The 18870-nt window shown below is 69.0% G+C and carries 26 protein-coding genes; 11 read left to right on the top strand and 15 right to left on the bottom strand.

The features are described from left to right. Nucleotides 1-287 precede the first annotated feature (287 nt). A complete protein-coding gene (locus tag ABFX56_RS14790) occupies nucleotides 288-1340 on the top strand; it encodes an ATP-dependent DNA ligase (protein ID WP_346234125.1) in 1053 nt (350 codons plus the stop codon). Between the two features lie 3 nt (nucleotides 1341-1343). On the opposite strand, the gene ABFX56_RS14785 is transcribed toward ABFX56_RS14790, so the two are convergent. Further along, nucleotides 1344-1535: a hypothetical protein gene (locus ABFX56_RS14785; protein ID WP_346234124.1), complete on the bottom strand. Its 192-nt coding sequence runs from the start codon at nucleotides 1533-1535 to the stop codon at nucleotides 1344-1346. A 119-nt stretch (nucleotides 1536-1654) separates the two neighbouring features. Between ABFX56_RS14785 and ABFX56_RS14780 the strand changes: the two genes are divergently transcribed. Beyond that, nucleotides 1655-2161 (top strand): fluoride efflux transporter FluC, encoded by a 507-nt coding sequence (locus ABFX56_RS14780; protein WP_346234123.1) that lies wholly within the window; start codon nucleotides 1655-1657, stop codon nucleotides 2159-2161. Then, nucleotides 2158-2529, top strand: a complete 372-nt coding sequence (locus ABFX56_RS14775) for a fluoride efflux transporter FluC (RefSeq protein ID WP_346234122.1) — start codon at nucleotides 2158-2160, stop codon at nucleotides 2527-2529. Before ABFX56_RS14780 ends, ABFX56_RS14775 begins: the two co-directional genes overlap by 4 nt. 4 nt (nucleotides 2530-2533) lie before the next feature. Here ABFX56_RS14775 and ligD read toward each other — a convergent pair whose 3' ends face one another. Both ligD and ABFX56_RS14765 read right to left on the bottom strand, forming a co-directional pair. Next, entirely contained in the window at nucleotides 2534-3556 is a 1023-nt protein-coding gene (ligD, locus tag ABFX56_RS14770; RefSeq protein ID WP_346234121.1) for a non-homologous end-joining DNA ligase, read from the bottom strand. Between the two features lie 58 nt (nucleotides 3557-3614). Further along, on the bottom strand, nucleotides 3615-4067 hold the full coding sequence (locus ABFX56_RS14765; protein WP_346234120.1) for a CHRD domain-containing protein: 453 nt from the start codon (nucleotides 4065-4067) through the stop codon (nucleotides 3615-3617). A gap of 157 nt (nucleotides 4068-4224) precedes the next feature. On the opposite strand from ABFX56_RS14765, the gene ABFX56_RS14760 reads away from it, so the two are divergent. Continuing rightward, nucleotides 4225-4821: a LysE/ArgO family amino acid transporter gene (locus tag ABFX56_RS14760; RefSeq protein WP_346234129.1), complete on the top strand. Its 597-nt coding sequence runs from the start codon at nucleotides 4225-4227 to the stop codon at nucleotides 4819-4821. A gap of 36 nt (nucleotides 4822-4857) precedes the next feature. After that, on the top strand, nucleotides 4858-5721 hold the full coding sequence (locus ABFX56_RS14755; protein WP_346234119.1) for an alanyl-tRNA editing protein: 864 nt from the start codon (nucleotides 4858-4860) through the stop codon (nucleotides 5719-5721). A gap of 3 nt (nucleotides 5722-5724) precedes the next feature. Here the strand turns inward: ABFX56_RS14755 and ABFX56_RS14750 are convergent, their stop codons facing one another. After that, nucleotides 5725-6129, bottom strand: a complete 405-nt coding sequence (locus ABFX56_RS14750) for a DUF3592 domain-containing protein (RefSeq protein WP_346234118.1) — start codon at nucleotides 6127-6129, stop codon at nucleotides 5725-5727. Between the two features lie 91 nt (nucleotides 6130-6220). On the opposite strand from ABFX56_RS14750, the gene ABFX56_RS14745 reads away from it, so the two are divergent. Then, nucleotides 6221-6502, top strand: coding sequence for a metal-sensitive transcriptional regulator (locus ABFX56_RS14745; RefSeq protein WP_346234117.1), 282 nt, complete (start codon nucleotides 6221-6223; stop codon nucleotides 6500-6502). 59 nt (nucleotides 6503-6561) lie between these two features. Here ABFX56_RS14745 and ABFX56_RS14740 read toward each other — a convergent pair whose 3' ends face one another. Together ABFX56_RS14740 and ABFX56_RS14735 are read right to left on the bottom strand one after the other, a co-directional pair. Beyond that, nucleotides 6562-7089 (bottom strand): DUF2269 domain-containing protein, encoded by a 528-nt coding sequence (locus ABFX56_RS14740; protein ID WP_346234116.1) that lies wholly within the window; start codon nucleotides 7087-7089, stop codon nucleotides 6562-6564. After that, nucleotides 7086-7277, bottom strand: a complete 192-nt coding sequence (locus ABFX56_RS14735) for a hypothetical protein (RefSeq protein ID WP_346234115.1) — start codon at nucleotides 7275-7277, stop codon at nucleotides 7086-7088. The genes ABFX56_RS14740 and ABFX56_RS14735 overlap by 4 nt, the downstream gene beginning before the upstream one ends. Nucleotides 7278-7352: 75 nt before the next feature. On the opposite strand from ABFX56_RS14735, the gene ABFX56_RS14730 reads away from it, so the two are divergent. Next, a complete protein-coding gene (locus ABFX56_RS14730) occupies nucleotides 7353-7937 on the top strand; it encodes a TetR/AcrR family transcriptional regulator (RefSeq protein WP_346234114.1) in 585 nt (194 codons plus the stop codon). Nucleotides 7938-7988: 51 nt separating this feature from the next. On the opposite strand, the gene ABFX56_RS14725 is transcribed toward ABFX56_RS14730, so the two are convergent. Together ABFX56_RS14725 and ABFX56_RS14720 are read right to left on the bottom strand one after the other, a co-directional pair. Continuing rightward, a complete protein-coding gene (locus tag ABFX56_RS14725; RefSeq protein WP_346234113.1) occupies nucleotides 7989-8732 on the bottom strand; it encodes a permease prefix domain 1-containing protein in 744 nt (247 codons plus the stop codon). Beyond that, on the bottom strand, nucleotides 8663-9013 hold the full coding sequence (locus ABFX56_RS14720; RefSeq protein ID WP_346234112.1) for a PadR family transcriptional regulator: 351 nt from the start codon (nucleotides 9011-9013) through the stop codon (nucleotides 8663-8665). The genes ABFX56_RS14725 and ABFX56_RS14720 overlap by 70 nt, the downstream gene beginning before the upstream one ends. A gap of 112 nt (nucleotides 9014-9125) precedes the next feature. Between ABFX56_RS14720 and ABFX56_RS14715 the strand changes: the two genes are divergently transcribed. The 3 genes from ABFX56_RS14715 to ABFX56_RS14705 all read left to right on the top strand — a co-directional run bounded on the left by ABFX56_RS14715 (nucleotide 9126) and on the right by ABFX56_RS14705 (nucleotide 12304). Further along, on the top strand, nucleotides 9126-11411 hold the full coding sequence (locus ABFX56_RS14715; RefSeq protein WP_346234111.1) for a PEP/pyruvate-binding domain-containing protein: 2286 nt from the start codon (nucleotides 9126-9128) through the stop codon (nucleotides 11409-11411). 65 nt (nucleotides 11412-11476) lie between these two features. Beyond that, on the top strand, nucleotides 11477-11863 hold the full coding sequence (locus ABFX56_RS14710) for a TfoX/Sxy family protein (protein ID WP_346234110.1): 387 nt from the start codon (nucleotides 11477-11479) through the stop codon (nucleotides 11861-11863). A gap of 117 nt (nucleotides 11864-11980) precedes the next feature. Continuing rightward, complete coding sequence (locus ABFX56_RS14705) at nucleotides 11981-12304, top strand: hypothetical protein (RefSeq protein ID WP_346234109.1); 324 nt, start codon at nucleotides 11981-11983, stop codon at nucleotides 12302-12304. A gap of 29 nt (nucleotides 12305-12333) precedes the next feature. On the opposite strand, the gene ABFX56_RS14700 is transcribed toward ABFX56_RS14705, so the two are convergent. Next, nucleotides 12334-14001: an NAD(P)/FAD-dependent oxidoreductase gene (locus ABFX56_RS14700; protein WP_346234108.1), complete on the bottom strand. Its 1668-nt coding sequence runs from the start codon at nucleotides 13999-14001 to the stop codon at nucleotides 12334-12336. Between the two features lie 199 nt (nucleotides 14002-14200). Here ABFX56_RS14700 and ABFX56_RS14695 point away from each other — a divergent pair, with 199 nt between their 5' ends. After that, the gene (locus tag ABFX56_RS14695) at nucleotides 14201-15220 is read left to right on the top strand and encodes a PHP domain-containing protein (RefSeq protein ID WP_346234107.1); all 1020 of its coding nucleotides are present in this window, start codon (nucleotides 14201-14203) and stop codon (nucleotides 15218-15220) included. A 112-nt stretch (nucleotides 15221-15332) separates the two neighbouring features. On the opposite strand, the gene ABFX56_RS14690 is transcribed toward ABFX56_RS14695, so the two are convergent. The 6 genes from ABFX56_RS14690 to ABFX56_RS14665 form a co-directional block, all read right to left on the bottom strand. Continuing rightward, entirely contained in the window at nucleotides 15333-15893 is a 561-nt protein-coding gene (locus ABFX56_RS14690; protein WP_346234106.1) for a hypothetical protein, read from the bottom strand. Between the two features lie 27 nt (nucleotides 15894-15920). After that, entirely contained in the window at nucleotides 15921-16739 is an 819-nt protein-coding gene (locus ABFX56_RS14685; RefSeq protein WP_346234105.1) for an alpha/beta fold hydrolase, read from the bottom strand. After that, complete coding sequence (locus ABFX56_RS14680; RefSeq protein ID WP_346234104.1) at nucleotides 16736-17245, bottom strand: SRPBCC family protein; 510 nt, start codon at nucleotides 17243-17245, stop codon at nucleotides 16736-16738. Before ABFX56_RS14680 ends, ABFX56_RS14685 begins: the two co-directional genes overlap by 4 nt. Before the next feature lie 5 nt (nucleotides 17246-17250). Next, nucleotides 17251-17631, bottom strand: a complete 381-nt coding sequence (locus tag ABFX56_RS14675; RefSeq protein WP_346234103.1) for an ArsR/SmtB family transcription factor — start codon at nucleotides 17629-17631, stop codon at nucleotides 17251-17253. Nucleotides 17632-17673: 42 nt separating this feature from the next. Further along, entirely contained in the window at nucleotides 17674-18243 is a 570-nt protein-coding gene (locus ABFX56_RS14670; RefSeq protein ID WP_346234102.1) for a mismatch-specific DNA-glycosylase, read from the bottom strand. A 106-nt stretch (nucleotides 18244-18349) separates the two neighbouring features. Continuing rightward, the gene (locus ABFX56_RS14665; protein ID WP_346234101.1) at nucleotides 18350-18862 is read right to left on the bottom strand and encodes a methylated-DNA--[protein]-cysteine S-methyltransferase; all 513 of its coding nucleotides are present in this window, start codon (nucleotides 18860-18862) and stop codon (nucleotides 18350-18352) included. Between the last annotated feature and the right edge of the window lie 8 nt (nucleotides 18863-18870).

Raw genomic sequence — 18870 nt, 5'->3', positions numbered from 1 at the left:
GCCAATGATCGTCAACGATCAGACGCGCGATCCGCAAACGGTGACGGCGGGTCAAAGCGGCATTAGCGTGGGACACGAAGGACCTCCTGGTTCGAAGAGTGAATGCTTCAGCAGCTCCACTCCACGACCGGAGGTCCTTCACCATCGACAACGACTACAGCGTGTCGTCACATCCACTCAACCAACCTGCCTGGGCAGTACACCTAGCCCGTGTCAGCGGCCGGTCGGCCGCCGCACGTTCACCTCAAGCCCTTTCGGCGCGGCGGCCGAAGGCGGAAGATCAAGACATGCTCCTTTCTTCCGCCACCCCGGTTTCGCCCATGCTGGCCAAGGCGGTGGATGCGGTCCCGGAGCAGGACAGCGTGCCGGGCGGCCTGAGTTATGAGCCGAAATGGGATGGCTTCCGCGCCATCGTCTACTTCGACGGCGAGCACACCGAGATCGGCAGCCGCGGCTCCAAGATGCTCACCCGCTACTTTCCGGAGTTGACCCAGGCGTTCGGCCGGCTGCTGCCGACACCGTGCGTGCTCGACGGCGAGATCGTGGTGCGCACCGGCGAGCCGGGCGCGCAGCGGCTGGACTGGGAGGCCCTCTCCCAGCGCATCCACCCGGCCGACAGTCGGGTACGGAAGCTGGCGGAGGAGACCCCGGCCATGTTCGTCGCGTTCGACCTGCTCGGTCTGGGCGAGGACAGTATGTTGGACGCTCCGTTCGCGAAGCGGCGGGAGGCCCTCGAGGAGCTCGCCGGGAAACTTCCCGACCCCATCTACGTGGCGCAGACCACCACGGATGTCGAACTCGCCCGCCAGTGGCTCGTCGAGTTCGAAGGTGCCGGCCTGGACGGCGTCGTGGCGAAGCCGCTGACCGCCGCCTACGCGCCGGGCAAGCGGCTCATGCTCAAGGTGAAGCACCATCGCACCGCCGATGTGGTGCTGCTGGGCTACCGGGTGCACAAGAGCGGCAGCGGGGTGGGCTCGCTGCTGCTGGGACTGTACGACGCCGATGGCGAGCTGCGCAACGTCGGCGGCGCATCCGCGTTCAGCGACCGACGCCGGCACGAGCTCGTCGACGAGCTGGCGCCGCTCGTGCTGCGCGACGACGACGGCGAGATCGTCACTGGCGAGACCGACCGCAGCCGGTTCTCCTCCGGCAAGGACGTCTCGTTCGTGAAGCTGGAACCCAGCAGGGTGATCGAGGTGCGCTATGACCAGATGGAAGGGATGCGGTTCCGGCACACCGTGCAGTTCGACCGGTGGCGTCCGGACCGGGATGCCCGCTCGTGCACCTTTGAGCAGCTCGACCGGCCGATCGCCTACGACCTGAGCCAGGTGCTGGTGTAGCGGTTACGCGACGGACGCGACCAGACCGCGTTCCACCCCACTGTGCCCGAACAGAACCTCGAACTCGATGCCGACCCATCCGCAGTCTTCGCCCTGACAGGCGAGGATGGCGACCGGTTCGTCACTGCCGGGCCAGAACGCCAGGCCGGTGTTCATGATCTCATTGCCGCAATCTGGGCAGTTCGTGATTTCCATGGCGCCAGCGTAAAACGAGCCACCGACATCGCCTCGGCACGCGGCGGCGCGGCGGAAATTCGCGGGGCGCAGCGGCGGAACAGCGCGGCGGTGCAACAGCGCGGCGGTGGAATACTGGGATGATGGTGCGCTCGTCGGTCTTGCCGATCAACAGCGACCTGGAAGTCTCCCGCACCATCGCCGGCGTGCCCGTCCCGATCCGGCTCCGGCCCCGCGACCTCGCGCTGGCCGCGATCGGCGGCGTAGCCGGAACCGTGGCCCGGTTCGGTCTGGTCGAGATCTCCCCGAGTTGGCAGACCGTCTCCGCGGGAACCGTGATCGTCAACCTGCTCGGTCCGTTCGCTCTCGGCCTGCTGCTGCAGTCCCTGGCGCACGGCACGGAATCCAGCCGGCGCCGCACCGTGCGGCTGCTGGTCGGCACCGGGTTCCTCGGCGCCTTCACCAGTTACGCGCAACTGGCGGTCGACATCGTCACCGTCGCCCGGCACGGGCATCCGCTGCTGGCGGTCGGGTACGGCATGGCCACCATCGCCGCCGGCGCCGCCGCCACCTGGCTCGGCATCGTGGTCGCGACCCACCGGCACCCCAGCGCGCCACCGGCAGTTCGGGACGAGGCACACCCATGATCGCCACGGCCCTGATGGCCATCGCCGGCGGCGTCGGTGCGGCGCTGCGCCTGCTGCTCAACGCATCCGTGCACCGTCGCATCGCCTCGACCTACCCGGTGGCGATGTCCGCGATCAACATCTCCGGCTCGTTCGTGCTGGGACTGGTCATCGGGCTTGCGGGCGGGCGGGTGCTGCCAGAAAGCTGGACCGTCGTGATCGGCGTCGGACTGGTGGGCGGGTTCACCGCCTTCAGCACGACGAGCCTCCAGACCGTGCGGCTGCTGCAGACGCATCACACCGCACTGGCGCTGCTCAACTCGTTCGGGATGCTGGCGGCCGCCGTGCTCGTCGCCGCGGTGGGTCTGTGGCTCGGCGCGGTGCTTTAGGGGGCTACTCCGGCTTGCGGGCCCGACTGGGTTGCACCCGCGGCGGCTCCCCCGGCATCTTCGGGTAGTCCGGCGGGAACGGCAGCTCGCCCAGTCCCGCGTCGAGGTCGCGTTGCCACCAACTCAACATCACATCGATGCTGCCGGGATGCTCGTGGAACCGCGCCCACGGGTCGCCGTTCTGCCTCAGCCGCTGCGGCACGGTGCCGATCGTGAACGTCTTCGGATCGGCGCTGCCCAGTTCCTCCCACTCCAGCGGCGTCGAGACACTCGCGTGCGGCAGTGCGCGCGGGCTGTAGGCGCCCGCCATGGTGCGGTCCCGGTTGGCCTGGTTGAAGTCGACGAAGATCCGCTTGCCGCGCTCCTCCTTCCACCAGGCGGTCGTGACCTCCGTGGGCATCCGCCGTTCCAGCTCCCGCGCGGCGGCGATGACGGCGTGGCGCACGTCCAGGAACTCCCGCGTCGGTTCGATCGGTGCGAACACGTGCAGGCCGCGATTGCCGGAGGTCTTGATGAACGCATCCAGGCCGGCTTCGGCCAGCACCGCCCGCAGCTCGAGAGCCGCGGGCACCGCGTCGTCGAAGTCGGTGCCAGGTTGCGGGTCGAGGTCGATGCGCAGCTGGTCGGGGTTGTCTGAGTTCTCGGCGCGCGAGGGCCACGGGTGGAACACGATGGTGTTCATCTGCACCGCCCACACCGCCGCGGCCGGCTCGTCGATCACGAGCTGCGGATGCGTCCGGGCGCTCGGGTAGACCACCATCACCGAGCGCACATACTCCGGAGCGCCCTTGGGCGGGTTCTTCGAGAAGAACTGCTCGCCGTCGATGCCCTCGGGGAACCGCTGCAGCGACACCGGCCGGTCGCCGTTCGCCGCCACGAACGCGTCGCCCACCGCCACGATGTAGTTCGCCAGGTCGAGTTTGGTGATCCCGAGTTCCGGCCACAGCACCCGCCTGGGGCTGGAGATGCGCACCTGACGCTCACCGTGTGGACCGGGGACCGGGAGCGCTACCGCTTCGCTGGGCATACCGACAACCTACAGAAGCGCCCGGGTCCCGCCGGTCCCGGCGCGCGCAACCTTGCGGTTACTTGAGCTGGCCACGGATCTCGCCGCCCGGGAAGGTCGGCGTATGCACATTGACGTAGTAGTCCCGCGGGTGGGCGGCGATGTTGCCGAGCAGGGTAGGATCGGCGGTCGTGCACGCCTGCACCGTCCACTCGGTGCCCGATCCGACGGTCAGCGGGATCAGGATCGGGCCGGCGACTTCACGGGGCGCGATGTGGATGTGCGCCGCCACCGCCGGTGCGGACAGGTTTCGGGCACTCAGTGTGTAGCAGAGCTCGTCACCCGAGATGGTGTAGGTGAAGAAGCCGCTGGCGCCGGTGTTCGCCCCAGTCGTTTCTTGCCCGTTGTTGAGCGGGATGGCCGGAACGCCACCCGGATCCGCGTCGGCAGCGGACAGGTTGACGGCGCTGAGCGCCACGACGGCTCCGAGAACGGCCAGTCCCCGGATGCCGAGACGATTCTTCGTGTTCATGATCAGTCCTTCCTTTGCTGTTGAAGAGTCCCGGGCACGCTACGCTGCAGCCCGGACACGGTCAATGGGTTGACGGTGGCGGTCGGTCGCCGATGCGCGGTGCGTGTCCGTGCTGCCCTAGATTCGAAGCGTGAGTTCCGTCGCCCTCCTGTCCGCGATGTCGGGGCTGGGCTTCGGGTTGTCGCTGATCGTGGCCATTGGCGCCCAGAACGCGTTCGTTCTGCAACAGGGGCTGCGCCGCGAACACGTGCTGCCGATCGTGGTGCTGTGCGCGGCCTCGGATGCGATTCTCATCGCCGTCGGGGTGGCCGGGCTCGGATCGCTGCTGCAAGCCGCGCCCTGGCTGCTCATCGTGGCCCGGATCGCCGGCGCGGTATTCCTGGTCGGGTACGGCATCCTGGCGGCCCGACGCGCGCTGGCCCCGACCGCGCTGATCGCGTCAGCCACGGGGCCGCGGATCTCGCTGCGGGCGGCAATCGCCACGTGCGCCGCGCTCACCTGGCTCAACCCCCACGTGTACCTGGACACCATCGTGCTGCTCGGGTCGGTGGCCGGCACGCACGGCCCTGACCGCTGGTGGTTCGGGCTCGGGGCCGCGGCCGGAAGCATCCTGTGGTTCACCGCCCTCGGCTTCGGGGCGCGGCTGCTGCGGCCGCTGTTCTCCCGGCCCGCGTCATGGCGGGTCCTCGACGCCCTGATCGCCGCGGTGATGATGTCGATCGCGATCGGGCTGCTCCTCGGCCTCGGGCAGTGACGCGAAGCCGGGGTCGGCAGGCGACAGAATGGAACCATGCCGCTTCCCCGCACCGACACCGTCGTCACCTTTCCGTCCGGGGCGCTGGTGAGCGCGGCGAGTGTGCTGCACGTCGAGCCGGTCGGCGACGGGCTGAGCGCGGTGCTGTTGGATGCCACCGCCTGCCATCCGGTGGACGCCGGCTGGCCGGATCAGGGGCCGGACCTGGCGACGCTGTCCTGGGCGGGCGGCTCGACCGCGGTGCGTGACTGCGTCGTGGCGGCCACCGACGGCACCGCGCTGTACCTGGGCGACGCCGTCTCGGTGCGCCGCGGCGCCGAGGGCTGGGCGTTCGTGGTGGCGCACCTGGTGACCGACCCACCGGCGGTCGGCCAGCCGGTCACGGTGTCGGTCGACCCGGAACATCGCAACGCGCTCTGCCTCGGCCACACCGGATGCCACCTGGCGGCGCTCGCACTGAACCGCGCGCTGGCAGACCGCTGGAGCAAGGAGGTGCCCGCCGACGGGCTCGGCGCACCGAACTTTGACGCCGCGGCGATCGCTTCGTCGCGCATCCTGCCGCGCGGGTCGATCGACACCTACCGCCTGAACAAGTCGCTGCGACGCAAGGGCTTCGTCGCGGAGGCGCTCACCGACGACTTGCCGACGATCCAAGACGCGCTGAACGCATCGCTAGCCACGTGGATCGCCTCGGATGCGCCGGTACGCGTCGACGCGGACGGCGACCGGCTCACCGACCGCCGCTTGTGGGTGTGCACGCTGCCCGACGGCGAGGTGAGCATCCCCTGCGGCGGCACACACGCCGGCGCGCTGGGGCAACTCGGCGCGTTGCAGGCGGCACTGACCCTCGCGGACGACGGCACAACGGTGCTCACCATGACCACCGCGGTGGCGAGCTGAACCTCAGCCGCTCATGAACAGCAGCACGATGGATATGGCGGCGGCCACCGCGCCGATGGCGACCAGCGTCCACCCCACGAAACCCAGCACGGTGCTTGCCGCGCTGCGCCGGTCCAGCCGCACCTGTTCCGGATCGCTCTGGCGGTAATACACCTCGGGTTCCGGTGAGGAGCCCAGATGCTCGCCCTCCCAGGCATCCAGGTTGCGTTCCCGGATAACGCCGTCGTCGGCGACCCAGCGCACCCGCGACCCGACGGGCTCGCCGACCAGTGCCGCGTGCGTGCGCAGCCAGGTGCCGTCGACGCTGTGCACGATCAGCCGGATGAACAGGCACAGCCCGCCCACGATGAACCCGATCCAGGCGCACAACTCGGCGATCATGCCGAAGGTGCCGATCGGATCGTCCACGACTCAACGTTAGCGGGCCGCGGGCAGCGCCGGAACCGCGGAAAGCGTAAGCTGGTAGGTACCCCCGGAGGGTACCTAGCTTGGAGGCGCCATGCACGGCTATGTGCAGAACAAGGACGAACTACTCAAGCGGCTGCGCCGAGCCGAAGGGCAGGTGCGCGGGCTGCAACGGATGGTCGAGGAAGACGTGTACTGCATCGACATCCTCACCCAGGTGTCCGCGGCGACCAAAGCACTGGAGACCGTGGCGCTGCAACTGCTGGACGACCACCTGAGCCACTGCGTGGCCGAGGCGGCCCGCGAGGGCGGCGCCGTCGCGGACGCGAAGATCAGCGAAGCCTCCGCGGCGATCGCTCGGCTGGTGCGGTCCTGACCTAGAAGCCGGTCGTCACCGCCCGCCTCGCGGTCGCCGGCGGGTGACCGTCCGCTCACTCAGCGGGGTGGCATCCGTTGTTCCTGCTGCACGCGCCAGCCCAACCGAGTTCGGCCCGGTGGCTTGTACACCGACAGGGCGGTGGCCACGATCAGCACCACCAGCGCCGCGGAGGCCTGCACCACAACCTCGGTCCTAAGGTCGATCAGAACGCCGCCCGACACACCCTTGGTAGCTGCCACATCCGCCAGGGCGCCGATCGGCTGCATGTGCACCATCAGGACCACTGTGGCGACCACAGTGATCCCCAGCTTGATGATCACCCAGTAGTGCCGGAAGAAACCCCAGCTGGTTCCGGCGGACAGCACGACGCCGGTGAGCAACGCGGCGAGGCTCAACGGCACGATGACGGACCATCCGATCAGGCCCATCGCACCGTAGGCGGCACGAACCAGCTGCTCACCTTCGCCGGTAAGCCCGGAAATCGCCAGCGCGAGAAAGACGCCGACGGCACCGAACCAGCCGACCGAGGCGAGCACGTGGGCGGTGAGCAGGATCTTCCGCAGCCGCGGCGACAGCTTCGTCACGGGAGGTGGTTTCCCATGCCGCCGCCCGCCAAGTGCACGATCACGATCGCCACCACCACGGCGATGGCGACCATCAGAAACACCTTCACCCAGCGCGGTGTGCGCGGTGCCGTACCACGGTCATGGCCCAGTTGTTCGGCGCTGGACGGTGTCTTCTGCCGATCGGCAGGCGGGGGTGAATCGGTCATCGCACCAGTTTACGTGACACTGTGTTGCGGGCAATACACGGTGTTGAGAGATGGGTCATCCTGTATCCTTGATTCGTGCCGAAACTGTGGAACGAGACGATCGAGGCGCACCGGCGCGACGTGCGCGCCGCAGTCCTGGATGCCACCGCGACGCTGGTGGACGCGCACGGATTGCTCGGCGTGACGATGTCGCGCATTGCCGAGGAGACCGGTATCGGGCGGGCCACCCTGTACAAGTACTTTCCAGATGTTGAGGCGGTCCTGCTCGCCTGGCACGAGCGTCACGTCGGCGGGCACCTCGAACAGCTTGCCGCCGCCCGGGACCGACCGGGCGACGCGCGCGCGCGGCTGGAGGCGGTACTCGAGGCCTACGCGGCGATCGCACACCGGTCGCACGGGCACCAGGGCACCGAACTGGCGGCATTCCTGCACCGCGACCACCGGCTCGACGAGGCCGAGCAGCGATTGCGGGGCATCCTGCGGGAGCTGCTTGCCGAGGCCGCGGGTTCCGGAGGCATCCGAGACGATATCGCCCCCGACGAGCTCGCCAGCTATTGCCTGCACGCCCTTGCCGCCGCCGGAGCGATGCCCTCCGCTGCTGCGGTGCATCGCCTGGTCGGGATCACCCTGGCCGGGTTGCGCGCGCCATCACCCTCCTAGGCCGAGCTCACGCGGGCGCACGGTGCGACCGGGGGTCGCCGGCCGGGCAGATCACCTACGCCGGACATCGCGGAGGCACGACCGCACCGCCCACGCGGATCCGACCAATCGGATCGTACTGGCGATCACCGCCATGATCGCGAGAGCCAACGGGAACGACTCAGCAGATCCGGTGACGGCGCGCACCGCGAGAATCGTCAGCACCGACAGATCGCCGAGGATGCTGGCGAGCGCCACGGCCATCGCTGCCACCAGTGCCCGCCTGGGCGCGGCCTCCGGGAGCCACCGGATCAGGGAGCCGGTGGTCGCGATCACCACGATTCCGATCCCGACCGCCGCAGCGATGAGCGGCAGCACCGGGATCGCGGCGAAGACGACGCCGAACCGCGGCGGCCATGGCGACGGCGTGAGCAGCAGCAACCACCAGATTCCCACCAGCGGCCCGGTGAGCAGCAGCGCCCAGAGCACGCGTCGCGCACGCAGGATCGCCAACTCGCCGGCGAACCCGGCCGCGACGACCTCCGCGGGTCCGAGGTCATCCAGCGCCGCGCGGGCTGCGGCCTCGGCCGGCATCCGGCGCGCCAGATTCGCCCGGGTGGCCTCGTTGAGTTGCCCGCGGAGCTCCTCGAGGATGCGGGCCCTGGCGGCGGCCGGTCCGGTCAGCAGGCCGCCCAGGGTCTGAACATATCGATCGAGCACCGTGCTGGCGGATGCCGCCGGTGCCGTTAGCCCGCGACGGCCGGCCATGACTCCCCCGTGAGCAGGACGGACACCGCCGTGGAGAACTGCGCCCATACCGCTCGCTCCTTGGTCAGCGCACCGCGTCCGGAGGCGGTGAGCTCGTACTCGCGACGGCGGCGCCCGGAAATGACCTGCCAGTGACTCCGGATGAAACCGGCCCGCTCGAGCCTGTGCAGCGCCGGATAGATGGTGCCGGTCGGCAGGTCGAAGGTGCCGTTGCTGCCGGTGCGCACCGCCTCGATGACCGCGTAGCCGTGCCGCGGCCCGGTTTCCAGCACCGACAGCAGCAGGGCATCCAGGTGCCCCTTCAACGCCTCTGGCCTCATCGGGAGCATTCGGTTCCTTTCGCCTTGACGCAGCGTGTGTCCCCGGTACTAGAGTAGCATCGCTACCTATCGGGACACTACGCATTTGCGACGCTATCTACCGGAATCGAGTCATCCGCTCATGACGAGACCGCACACGTTTCGCAGGCTCGACGACCCTTCCGGACTGCCGGTCGAGTCGGCCGGCAGCAAGGCCGCCACCCTGGCGCGGGCAGCAGCGGCAGGATTCCCGGTGCCGCCGGGGTTCGTGGTGACCGCCGCGGCGCTGACGGCCCTCGGCGACAGGCTGGACACCGCCCTGCAGGAGGCGGCGCGGAGCCTCGGAGCCGGACCGTTCGCGGTCCGGTCCTCGGCGGCATCCGAAGACTTGCCTGACGCGTCCTATGCGGGAATGTACGAGACCTACCTGGACGTGGAGGCGACCGGTCTTGGCGCGGCGGCGCGCCGCGGCTTCGATGCCGCCGCGGATTCCCGCGTGGCCGCCTATGACGCCGCCCGCCGCTCCACCGGTGCAGGTCGCCCCACGGGCATGGCGATGCTCGTGCAGCAGATGGTCCGGGCCACGGTTGCGGGCGTCGCGTTCACCGCCAACCCGCTGACCGGCGACCGTGCCGAGACGGTGATCACCGCCGTCCGGGGGCTGGGCGAGTCGCTGGTGTCCGGTGACTCGGTCGGTGAGCAGTGGACGGTGCGCGCCGGTGTGGCGACCTGCACCCGGAGCGCCGCCGCCACCCTGCACGCCGACACCCTGCACGCCGACACTCTGGACGCCGAGCAGGCACTGCGCATCGCCGAGCTGGCACGCAAGGTGCAGCAGCAGTTCGGCCCGCCCCAGGACATCGAATGGGCCATCGACGACAGTGACCGGCTGTTCCTGCTCCAGGCTCGGCCGATGACAGCCCTGCCCGACCCGGTCGACTGGACCGCTCCTGGCCCCGGGTTGTGGTCGCGCAACTTCCGGCTCGGCGAGTGGCTGCCAGAGGCAATGACTCCGCTGTTCGCGCAGTGGCTGCTGCCGGCGCTGGAATCCGGATACCTCGACGGCATGACAGCGGATGCCCACGTGCGGGTCCCCTTCCGCTTCGCCATCGTCAACGGCTGGTACTACAACGCCGCGCCGATCCCGTCAGCACACCTCCTGTGGCGGGTGCTGGCGGACAGCCGCGGCCGGGCACCGTGGTTGCTCTACAACGCGCTCGCCCGGGTCTCGCTCAACCCGGCCGCCGCCGACCGCGCGGTGCTCCACCGACTCGAGACAGCCTGGCGTCAGACGCGCCTGCCGGCCCTTCGGATGCTGGTGGAGCGCTCGGCGCGGGAGGTGCCGAGCGCGCCGCTGCCCCGGGTGATGCAGATCGCGGCCGAGCTGTGCCGCAGCACCGGGGAGTATCTGTGGTCCTTGTCGATCGTCGGCGGATCGGCCTGGAAAATGGAGGGTGCCCTGGCCAAGTTCTGGCGTCGGCACCTGGCCGGCCCGCTGGCGGGAACGTCGCAGGCAACGGGTGGGCATCAGCTTCTCTTGCGCGGGTTGCCCGGCGCCGAGCCGCGCCTGCTTCCGCACGGCGTGTCCTCTCTCGACTGGTTTCACCCCACCGCCGGCGAAACTCAACCAGACAGCCCCGAACCGACGGTGAACCCGACGCGCGCGGCCGCAGTCATCGCCGCGCGCATTGACTGCGAACAAGCGTGCCGCACCGCGCTGGCTGGAACTCCGAAACTCCTCGCCCGCTTCAACGAGCTTGTGGCGGTCACCCAGCACTACGCGGTGCTGCGGGAGGAGCAGGCCCGCGATCTCTCCCTCGGCTGGCCCGTACTGCGGCGCTGCGCCCGCCGCCTCGCAGAGCTGCTGCTGGCTACAGGCACGATCAGCGCCGCGGATCAGGTGTTCTTCCTCAACGTGGCGGAGCTGGCGGATGCGTCGGCGGATCACAGCGGGCCCGCGCAGGCGCGGCGCACGGTCTGGGAACGGCAACGCCGCCTGGTCGCTCCGATCACGCTGGGAGTGCCACCGCGGCTGATTGGCGACCCGATCGGGCGCGCGGTCGCGGCGGTGCGGACCGCCACCGACCTGCCGGAGGGTGCGGTCGTCGGGCATCCGGCGAGCACCGGCCGCGCCACCGGCCGGGTGCGGTTCATCAGGGGACCGGAGGACTTCGACAGTTTCGTCGCCGGAGAGGTGCTGCTGGCCAAGGCCACCGCCCCCGCCTGGACGCCGTTGTTCGACCGCGCCGCCGCCGTGGTCACCGATGGCGGCACCCTGGCCGCGCATGCCTCCCTGGTCGCACGGGAATTCGGCATCCCGGCCGTGGTCGGCACCGGCGACGCGACCAGTCGGTTGCATACGGGGCAGCTGGTGCAAGTCGATGGCGGTGCCGGGACCGTGCTTCCACTGGAACCGCCGATGCCCTGATCAGCGGGGCTGGAACCAACGTGATGCGGCTACCCGTTGACCGGGGCACGGGGCAGACTGGGCCGATGCAGGTACCCAGGCCGTCCGAGGACGACAAGGCCTTCTTCCGCTCGCTGGTGCCGGAACATCCGGCCGTCGAGGTCAAGCCGATGTTCGGCAACCTCGGGGCGTTCGCGAACGGGAACATGTTCGCCGGCCTGTTCGGCTCGAGTGTCGGCGTTCGCCTGGACGAGGTGGGCCGCGCTGAACTGGAGCTGCTCGACGGGGTCGGCCCGTACGGTCCGGAAGGTCGGCCGATGGGGGGCTATCTGGCGCTGCCCGCGACCTGGCGTGAGGATCCGGAACAGGCCGCGTACTGGGTGGCCAGGGCGCTGTCGGCCGCCGCCGCGCTGCCGCCGAAGGTGGCCAAACCCGCACGCACGAAGCGATCCGGCGGCGGTCGCCGGCCGTAACCGGTCCGCTGGCGGCCCGGCGCGCATCCGTCTTCTCACCCTGGTCCGTGTCGGTGTGCTGATCTAAAATTGTCGCTGCAGGGCCGGCTGCTCACCACCCAGGGAGCAGGAAACATCATGGCCATGACACACCGAGTGCAGGATGCCGTCGATGCGTACGCGCGTCGGCCACCGACCGCCGACTGGCATCCGGTGCTCGCCGCCGTCGAGGACGAACCGGGTACCTGGCGGATGATCGACCCGATGGGCCGCTGCTACGGCGTCATCCGGATGCTCGCCCTCGAAGGCGAACACGGCTACCGTGCCGTGACCTGGGCGGAACGCTCAGAGGACCGTCAGCTGATCGGCTACTACCGCACCCTGCGCGCTGCCACCGCCGCCGCCCACGGCAACTTCGTGCGCTCCCACGGCGTGCCGGGGCCGGCTCGGGCCAACCACTAGCAACCAGCTCCCGGGCTGCTCCCGGCACGCTACGCCTCCAGGAACTCTTGCACGAGTTGCACCGCCACCGCTCCGTCGCCGACGGCGGACGCGACCCGCTTCACGGATCCGCGCCGCACATCCCCCACCGCGAACACACCGGGCAGCGAGGTCTCGAGCTGCAGCGGCGCCCGCTGCAACGGCCAGGATCCGGAGTTGGCGACATCCGCACCGACCAGCACGAACCCGTGTTCATCCCGGCAGATCGCAGCGGGGAGCCACTCGGTGTGCGGACGCGCGCCGATCAGGACGAACAGCGCGGACACCGGCAAGGTCCTCGTCACCCCGTCCGCGTCTTCGATGACGACGTGATCAAGCCGCACCGGCCCGCCGCCGCCGACCACGCGCTCACCCAGCCGCACGATGACGTTACCGGTGGCGCCGATCTCCCGGACGAGATACTGAGACATTTTTGTCTCCAGCGAGTCGCCGCGCACGATCATGGTGACGCTGTTGGCGTACCGCGCAAGATGAAGGGCAGCCTGACCGGCGGAATTCGCGCCGCCCACCACGCACACGTCCTCCCCCACCATGCCCCGCGCCTCGGATGCAGCGGCGCCATAGAAGACGCCGGCGCCCACCAGGGTGTCGAGCGAATCCACCTGCAGCCGCGTGTAACGAACTCCGAGGGCGAGGACCACCGCTCGCGAGGTGACCGAACCGACGCCGGCAATGTCCAGGACCAGTTGATCATCTTCCGCACGAAGCTGCGTCACGGATCTGAGGAAGTTGAATCGCGCCCCGAGCAGCCAGGCTTGCAGGTACGCCCGCCGTGCCAGCTCGCTACCGCCCACCCCCCGCGGAAAGCCGAGATAATTGCGGATGTTGGAGCTTGCCCCGGCCTGCCCGCCGATCGCTTCATGGTCCAGGACCAGGGTGTCCAAGCCTTCCGAGGCTCCGTATACGGCGGCGGCGAGTCCGGCGGGACCCGCGCCGACGATGGTGAGGTCTTGGTGCTCGCCACCGATTTCCACACTGGCAGCGAACGCATCCGCGACCTCGAAGTATTCGGGATCCACGAGAACGCGGCCGTCGAACAGGAGCAACACCGGCAATCTCTCGCTGGATACGCCGACCTCGGCGAGGAGTTGCTGGCCCTCCGGAGCATCCGCGAGATGGAAGGTGAACGGGATCCCGTACCGCTCCAGCAGGGTGCGCATTTCCTGTGAACGCTGCGACCACCGCTCACCCACGATGCGGACGGCCTCCACACCAAGTCCCTGGGAGTATGCCCACTCTTCGAGAAGCTCCGAGATGGCGCGGTGAAAGTTCTCTTCCCGGGGCGCGAGCGGTTTCTGCACGAAGAAGTCGATGTGGCCAAGTGCCATGGCCCGGCGGACCGGGTCGAATGTTCTGGCGTCGCCCCAGTCGATGAGCAATCCACGCTTCGCCGCCGGAAATAACTGATGCGCCCGCGCGAGGAAGTCGGTGCCGTCCATCCCCGGCAGGAACGCAGCAGCCAAGATCATGGCCACCCGGCGCCCGTCGCGCTTGAATCCCTCCAGAATCTCCATGCCTAGCTGTGGAGCGTCTGGGCAGGCGACCTCGTAATCGTCCCCATACCGTTTGGTGAGTTCGGCCTCGATCCGTTTTCCGGTTCGGGCGACGGCGTCGACGGACACCAGGACGGGAGGCAACTCCCCGACCCCTTCGTTCATGATCTGCCTTTCTCAGCCGGCCGAGACTCGGCGGGTGCTCGAGTGGGCAGGCGTGCTAAATCATCCGGTTCCCGCGGGATAAGTACAAGGCCTTGACAGTGTTCGCCGGGCCGACGCTGCCCCGGTATCCGGTGGCGCGCACCGAGAATTCGGGGTGCGTTAGAGCTCACATCGGGCGCGGTGAGGGGAGGATGGACCCATGGATGCCGTTGACGCGCTGAACGAGATCGCTTTCTGGCTCGAACGCGAGCTCGCGCCCACGTTCAAGGTGCAGGCCTTCCGCAAGGCGGCCGTCATCATCGGCGACCTCAGCCGCGACGAGCTGGCCGCCCGCGCCAATGATGGGCGGCTGAAGCGCACCAAAGGCATCGGCGATCGCACCTACCAGGTGATCGAGCAGGCGCTCGGCGGGGCGGTGCCGGATTACCTGGCGGATCTGCGCGAGCGTGGCGCGCATCCGCTCGCCGAGGGCGGCGAGGAGCTGGGCGCCCTGTTGCGCGGCGATCTGCACAGCCACAGCAACTGGTCCGACGGCGGATCGCCGGTCGAACTGATGGCGCAAGCCGCGAAGGCGCTGGGCCGCGAGTACCAGGCGCTGACCGACCACTCCCCCAACCTCACGGTCGCCAACGGACTGACCGCCCAGCGGCTCGGCGAGCAGATCGAGCTGGTCGAGCGGCTCAACGCCGATGCCGACGGCCTGCGCATTCTCACCGGCATCGAGGTCGACATCCTGGAAAGCGGCGAGCTCGATCAGACCCCGGAGCTGCTGGGCCGGCTCGATATCGTGGTGGCCAGCGTGCATTCCAAGCTGCGGTCCGAGTCGGCGACGATGACCGCCCGGATGCTGGCCGGCATCCGCAATCCGCACACCAACGTGCTCGGGCACTGCACCGGCCGGCTGGTGTCCGGATCCCGTGGCACCCGGCCGCCGTCCGAGTTCGACGCCGACCAGATCTTCGCCGCCTGCGCCGAGAACAACGTGGCGGTGGAGATCAACTCCCGCCCGGAGCGGCAAGACCCGCCGGACGAGCTCATCCAGCTGGCGCTGGCGGCCGGATGCCTGTTCAGCATCGACACGGATGCGCACGCCCCTGGTCAGCTGGACTTTCTGCAGTACGGCGCCGCCCGGGCAGCCGCCAACGGCGTGCCGCCGGAGCGGATCGTGACCACCTGGGCGCTGGACCGGCTCCTGGCCTGGGCGTCCTCCGCCGCTTAATCCCCGCCGAGAGATACCTTTTCGGACGAGTGTGGCATCCGCGGCGGGGTGTCTGGTCCGAAAAGGCATCGCTCGGCGACAACCCGACCCCGGCGGGCCGGCGGCGGCGCGCCTAGTGGCGGCTCAACTCGCTCTCTCGTGGCATGTCGTGGTCCGGCACGCGCACCTCCAGCATCCGCACGATCAGCGCCGTCGGCAGCAGCGCGATGCCCAGTGGCACCGCGATCGTCTGCAACGGCACCCCGACCAGCCCCAAGAGATCCCGCGCGAGGTTGGCCGCAACATCCGTGCTGCCGGACAACTGCATGAAGAAGTCGCCGATGGACGCGATCAGGATGAGGCCGAGCACCACGAGCACAATGCCGGTCCACAGGATCGACCTCGACGTCAGTTGCGGCGGCATGATCCGCCGCGCGGATGCGTGCAGATGCGACGCCCGGGTCTGCGCCTCGATGGTTCGTGCGATCAACGAGGTGGCGAGCAGCAGGGCGCCCAACGGAACCAGAAGCGCGTCCAGCGGTTGCAGTATCGACGGCAGCAGCGTGGAATTGATGGCGCGCTCACCCCACAGGCTGAACACGATGGTCACCAGAAACTGTCCGACGAAGACGCCGACGGCGGTGACCACGACCCCGGTCCAGAACAACTGCCTGGCGGAAAGTTTGGGTGGCATGTGGCCACCCTAGCCCTGGAGTCGCGCTCACCCAGCGAAGAACTCGGTGAGTTCCGGTGCGATCACCTCGTTCTTCACCTGGTGGGTTTGCCCCGGCAGGATTTTGTGCACTGCCCCCGGCACCGCGTGTGCGATGGCGGCCACGGCGGCGGCCATGTTCGGCTTGGCCTTGCTGCCACCCATCACCAGGGTCGGCACGGTGATCGTCGCGAGGGTCTCGGCGGGCACCTCGAAGGCGTCCATGACGGAGGTGTCGTAGATGAGCGTGTGCGCGGCGGCCCGCAGTTGTTTCCAGGCGGCCTTCGGCATCATCCGCATCAGAATCGGCAGGAATGCCGGACCGCCGACGATCTTCACCATGAAGTAGCCAACGGCCCCGCCGCGGTCACCCTTGGCGATCAGCTCCTGCACGTGGCCGAGGTGGTCGGGCGTGACCCCGTTGACCTCGGTGAGTCCGACGTAGGGCGCCTCATAGCTCGCGAGGCGCCGCATCGGGACTCCGGATGCCGCCGCCTGCAGGGCGAGCGCCCCGCCGGACGAGAACCCCAGCACGTGCGCGTTCCCCCCGGCGGCCCGGATGACGGCCTCCAGGTCTTCGTACTCCCGCGCCGGGGCATACGGCGGGGTATCGCCGCTGGCGCCACGACCGCGTCGGTCATAGAAATACACCGTGAACGTGTCGGCGAGGTGGTTCGCCAAACTGCGACAGGGTCCGAAATCGCGGGAACAGAGCGCGCCGTCCACGAGCACGAGCGTCGGCCCGCTCCCTACCTTTTCGTAGGTGATCCGGGTGCCGTCGGCCGAGCGCACCGTGCCGGGTGTTGCCGCGACCAGGTTCTCGCTCATACTCCCACCCCCTGCCGGGTCTGGTCGGCGAGCACCGCGTCGATCTGCCCCATCGCGCCGACCATCCCTTCTTCCATGCCCATCGCCAGCACCTGTTCGAGTTGCTCGGTGCTGACGAACTCGGTCACCGTGGTCATCCGGGTCTTCCCGCCGACTTCGTCCAGCGTCACCACGCCGTGCATGGTGGGCAGGGACGGGTCGGGCTGGCCGTCGTTGCCCGAGAAGCCGTCGTCGTACTCGAACCGGCGCGGCGGGTCGATCACGGTGGCGGTCCACCAGCCGCGGGCCTTTTCGCCGTCCGGGCCGGTCATGTAGTAGTGGGATTGTCCGCCCACGGTGAAGTCGTGTCGCTCGAAGGTCGCCGGCCAGGTCGGCGGACCCCACCAGCGCTCGAGTTGACGCGGGTCTTCCCACACCTGCCAGACCCGCTCGACGCTCGCGTCGAATTCCGCGACGATCGTGAGGGTCAGCGCATCCGGGTCCTTGTGGCTGCTGAGTACTGTCATTGTCATCACTCCCTGGGTTTGTCTGCGGCAAGAATGTCGTCGATACGCTCCGCGCGCTGCCGCCAGATCTCCTCGTAGGCGTCGAGCAGGCGGATGGCGCGCTGCACGGTCTGGAGATTGCCGCGCACGATCTGTTCGCGGCCACGCCGTTGTTTGCTCACCAGCGCGCAGCGCTCCAGGAGCGCCACGTGCTTCTGCACGGCGGCGAAACTCATCGCGTAGTTGTGTGCCAACTCGGAGACGGACTGCTCGCGTTCCATCACCCGGGTGACGATGTCACGACGGGTGGTGTCGGCGAGAGCGTGGAACAGGCGATCCACCTCTGCGTCGCTGAGGTGGATCTTCAGCGACGCAGACTGGGTGCCCACCGACGTATCTGTAACCATTTGGTTGTACGTTAGTCGGTGCCGACCGGCGGCGCAAGGGGTCTAACTGGGCAGAATTCCCGCCGCGCGGGCCGGCTCGGCGTACGACGCCGCGAGCGAGGCGATCGTGTCGTGCGCGTTGAGCCCGCTCGGGTTGGGCACCACCCAAAGCTGGGCCCCGGCGAGGTTCTCCGGCTGCGCTCCGGCGCGCGCCTTCGGGTGGCCGAACCCGGCTCGGTAGGCGGTGAGGCCGACGATGGTCACCACCGCCGGCTTCCAGCGTGCGACGTCGAGGGCAAGCCGGTCGGCGCCGGCCCGAAGTTCCTGGCGCGAGAGCTCGTCGGCACGCACGGTGGCCCGCTTCACGAGGTTGGAGATGCCGATGCCGGCATCCAGGAACGCCTGCCGATCGGCCTCGCTGAGCCCCGCCGCGAAGGACGGCAGCTGCGGGATGATGCCCGCCAGTGCGAGGGCCGGATAGAACCTGTTGCCCGGATGCGCGAACGGGGTCTGCGTGGCGGCCGTCCACAGACCTGGATTGATGCCGACGAACAACAACCGGAGATCGGGGCCGACGAGGTCGGGGACCTCGGCGTTCCGGAACGACTCCAGTTGCGCCCGCGTGAACCCCACCACCCCATTATGGTTGCTCGGAATTATAGTTGCTCTGAATGTTGGTTGCTCTGAATGTTGGTTGCTCTGGCACGGCGGGCCGGCGGCCGAGGACCGGCGGAGGACCTCAGAACAACTGGGCGGCCTTCACCTCGGCCGGCGCCTCGAGGTCGAGCAGGAACTGCTTGCGTTCCAACCCGCCGGCGTAACCGGTGAGCTTGTTGTTCTTGCCCACCACCCGATGGCACGGCACGATGATGGACAGCGGGTTGTGGCCGACCGCCCGGCCGACCATTCGCGCGAGGGATTTGTCGCCGAGCCGTTCCGCCAGTTCTCCGTAGGTGACGGTTTCACCGAACGGGATCTGCCGCAGCAGGGCCCAGACCCGCTCCTGGAACGCGTCACCGTGGGCGGCGGTGGGGAGGTCGAACTCGGTGCGCTGCCCGACGAGATACTCCTCGAGCTGCCTGGCCGCCTCCGCCAGCAGCGGGTCACGCTCCAGCTCCACCAGGTCGCCGAGCGCGGCGCGTTCCGGCTTGACCCAGTGCTGCGGGAAGTAGATGCCGATCAGGGCCGCATCCGCGGCGACGAGGGTGAGCTCCCCGATCGCGGTGGGGGCCGTGGCGTGACGGTGGTACATAAGTCTGG

This window comes from Parafrigoribacterium mesophilum (assembly GCF_039652555.1).
In the GTDB taxonomy this organism is placed as follows: Bacteria; Actinomycetota; Actinomycetes; order Actinomycetales; family Microbacteriaceae; genus Parafrigoribacterium; species Parafrigoribacterium mesophilum.
Note: the sequence above shows the minus strand (reverse complement) of the source record. Positions and strands in the feature narration are given on the sequence as shown.

What these genes read in the sequence shown, in the direction of transcription:
- ABFX56_RS14790 (WP_346234125.1), top strand. Translation starts at nt 288, where the DNA reads ATGCTCCTTTCTTCCGCCACCCCGGTTTCGCCCATGCTGGCCAAGGCG.
- ABFX56_RS14785 (WP_346234124.1), bottom strand. Translation starts at nt 1,535, where the DNA reads ATGGAAATCACGAACTGCCCAGATTGCGGCAATGAGATCATGAACACC.
- ABFX56_RS14780 (WP_346234123.1), top strand. Translation starts at nt 1,655, where the DNA reads ATGATGGTGCGCTCGTCGGTCTTGCCGATCAACAGCGACCTGGAAGTC.
- ABFX56_RS14775 (WP_346234122.1), top strand. Translation starts at nt 2,158, where the DNA reads ATGATCGCCACGGCCCTGATGGCCATCGCCGGCGGCGTCGGTGCGGCG.
- ligD (WP_346234121.1), bottom strand. Translation starts at nt 3,556, where the DNA reads ATGCCCAGCGAAGCGGTAGCGCTCCCGGTCCCCGGTCCACACGGTGAG.
- ABFX56_RS14765 (WP_346234120.1), bottom strand. Translation starts at nt 4,067, where the DNA reads ATGAACACGAAGAATCGTCTCGGCATCCGGGGACTGGCCGTTCTCGGA.
- ABFX56_RS14760 (WP_346234129.1), top strand. Translation starts at nt 4,225, where the DNA reads ATGTCGGGGCTGGGCTTCGGGTTGTCGCTGATCGTGGCCATTGGCGCC.
- ABFX56_RS14755 (WP_346234119.1), top strand. Translation starts at nt 4,858, where the DNA reads ATGCCGCTTCCCCGCACCGACACCGTCGTCACCTTTCCGTCCGGGGCG.
- ABFX56_RS14745 (WP_346234117.1), top strand. Translation starts at nt 6,221, where the DNA reads ATGCACGGCTATGTGCAGAACAAGGACGAACTACTCAAGCGGCTGCGC.
- ABFX56_RS14735 (WP_346234115.1), bottom strand. Translation starts at nt 7,277, where the DNA reads ATGACCGATTCACCCCCGCCTGCCGATCGGCAGAAGACACCGTCCAGC.
- ABFX56_RS14725 (WP_346234113.1), bottom strand. Translation starts at nt 8,732, where the DNA reads ATGGGCGCAGTTCTCCACGGCGGTGTCCGTCCTGCTCACGGGGGAGTC.
- ABFX56_RS14720 (WP_346234112.1), bottom strand. Translation starts at nt 9,013, where the DNA reads ATGCTCCCGATGAGGCCAGAGGCGTTGAAGGGGCACCTGGATGCCCTG.
- ABFX56_RS14715 (WP_346234111.1), top strand. Translation starts at nt 9,126, where the DNA reads ATGACGAGACCGCACACGTTTCGCAGGCTCGACGACCCTTCCGGACTG.
- ABFX56_RS14710 (WP_346234110.1), top strand. Translation starts at nt 11,477, where the DNA reads ATGCAGGTACCCAGGCCGTCCGAGGACGACAAGGCCTTCTTCCGCTCG.
- ABFX56_RS14705 (WP_346234109.1), top strand. Translation starts at nt 11,981, where the DNA reads ATGGCCATGACACACCGAGTGCAGGATGCCGTCGATGCGTACGCGCGT.
- ABFX56_RS14700 (WP_346234108.1), bottom strand. Translation starts at nt 14,001, where the DNA reads ATGAACGAAGGGGTCGGGGAGTTGCCTCCCGTCCTGGTGTCCGTCGAC.
- ABFX56_RS14695 (WP_346234107.1), top strand. Translation starts at nt 14,201, where the DNA reads ATGGATGCCGTTGACGCGCTGAACGAGATCGCTTTCTGGCTCGAACGC.
- ABFX56_RS14690 (WP_346234106.1), bottom strand. Translation starts at nt 15,893, where the DNA reads ATGCCACCCAAACTTTCCGCCAGGCAGTTGTTCTGGACCGGGGTCGTG.
- ABFX56_RS14685 (WP_346234105.1), bottom strand. Translation starts at nt 16,739, where the DNA reads ATGAGCGAGAACCTGGTCGCGGCAACACCCGGCACGGTGCGCTCGGCC.
- ABFX56_RS14680 (WP_346234104.1), bottom strand. Translation starts at nt 17,245, where the DNA reads ATGACAGTACTCAGCAGCCACAAGGACCCGGATGCGCTGACCCTCACG.
- ABFX56_RS14675 (WP_346234103.1), bottom strand. Translation starts at nt 17,631, where the DNA reads ATGGTTACAGATACGTCGGTGGGCACCCAGTCTGCGTCGCTGAAGATC.
- ABFX56_RS14665 (WP_346234101.1), bottom strand. Translation starts at nt 18,862, where the DNA reads ATGTACCACCGTCACGCCACGGCCCCCACCGCGATCGGGGAGCTCACC.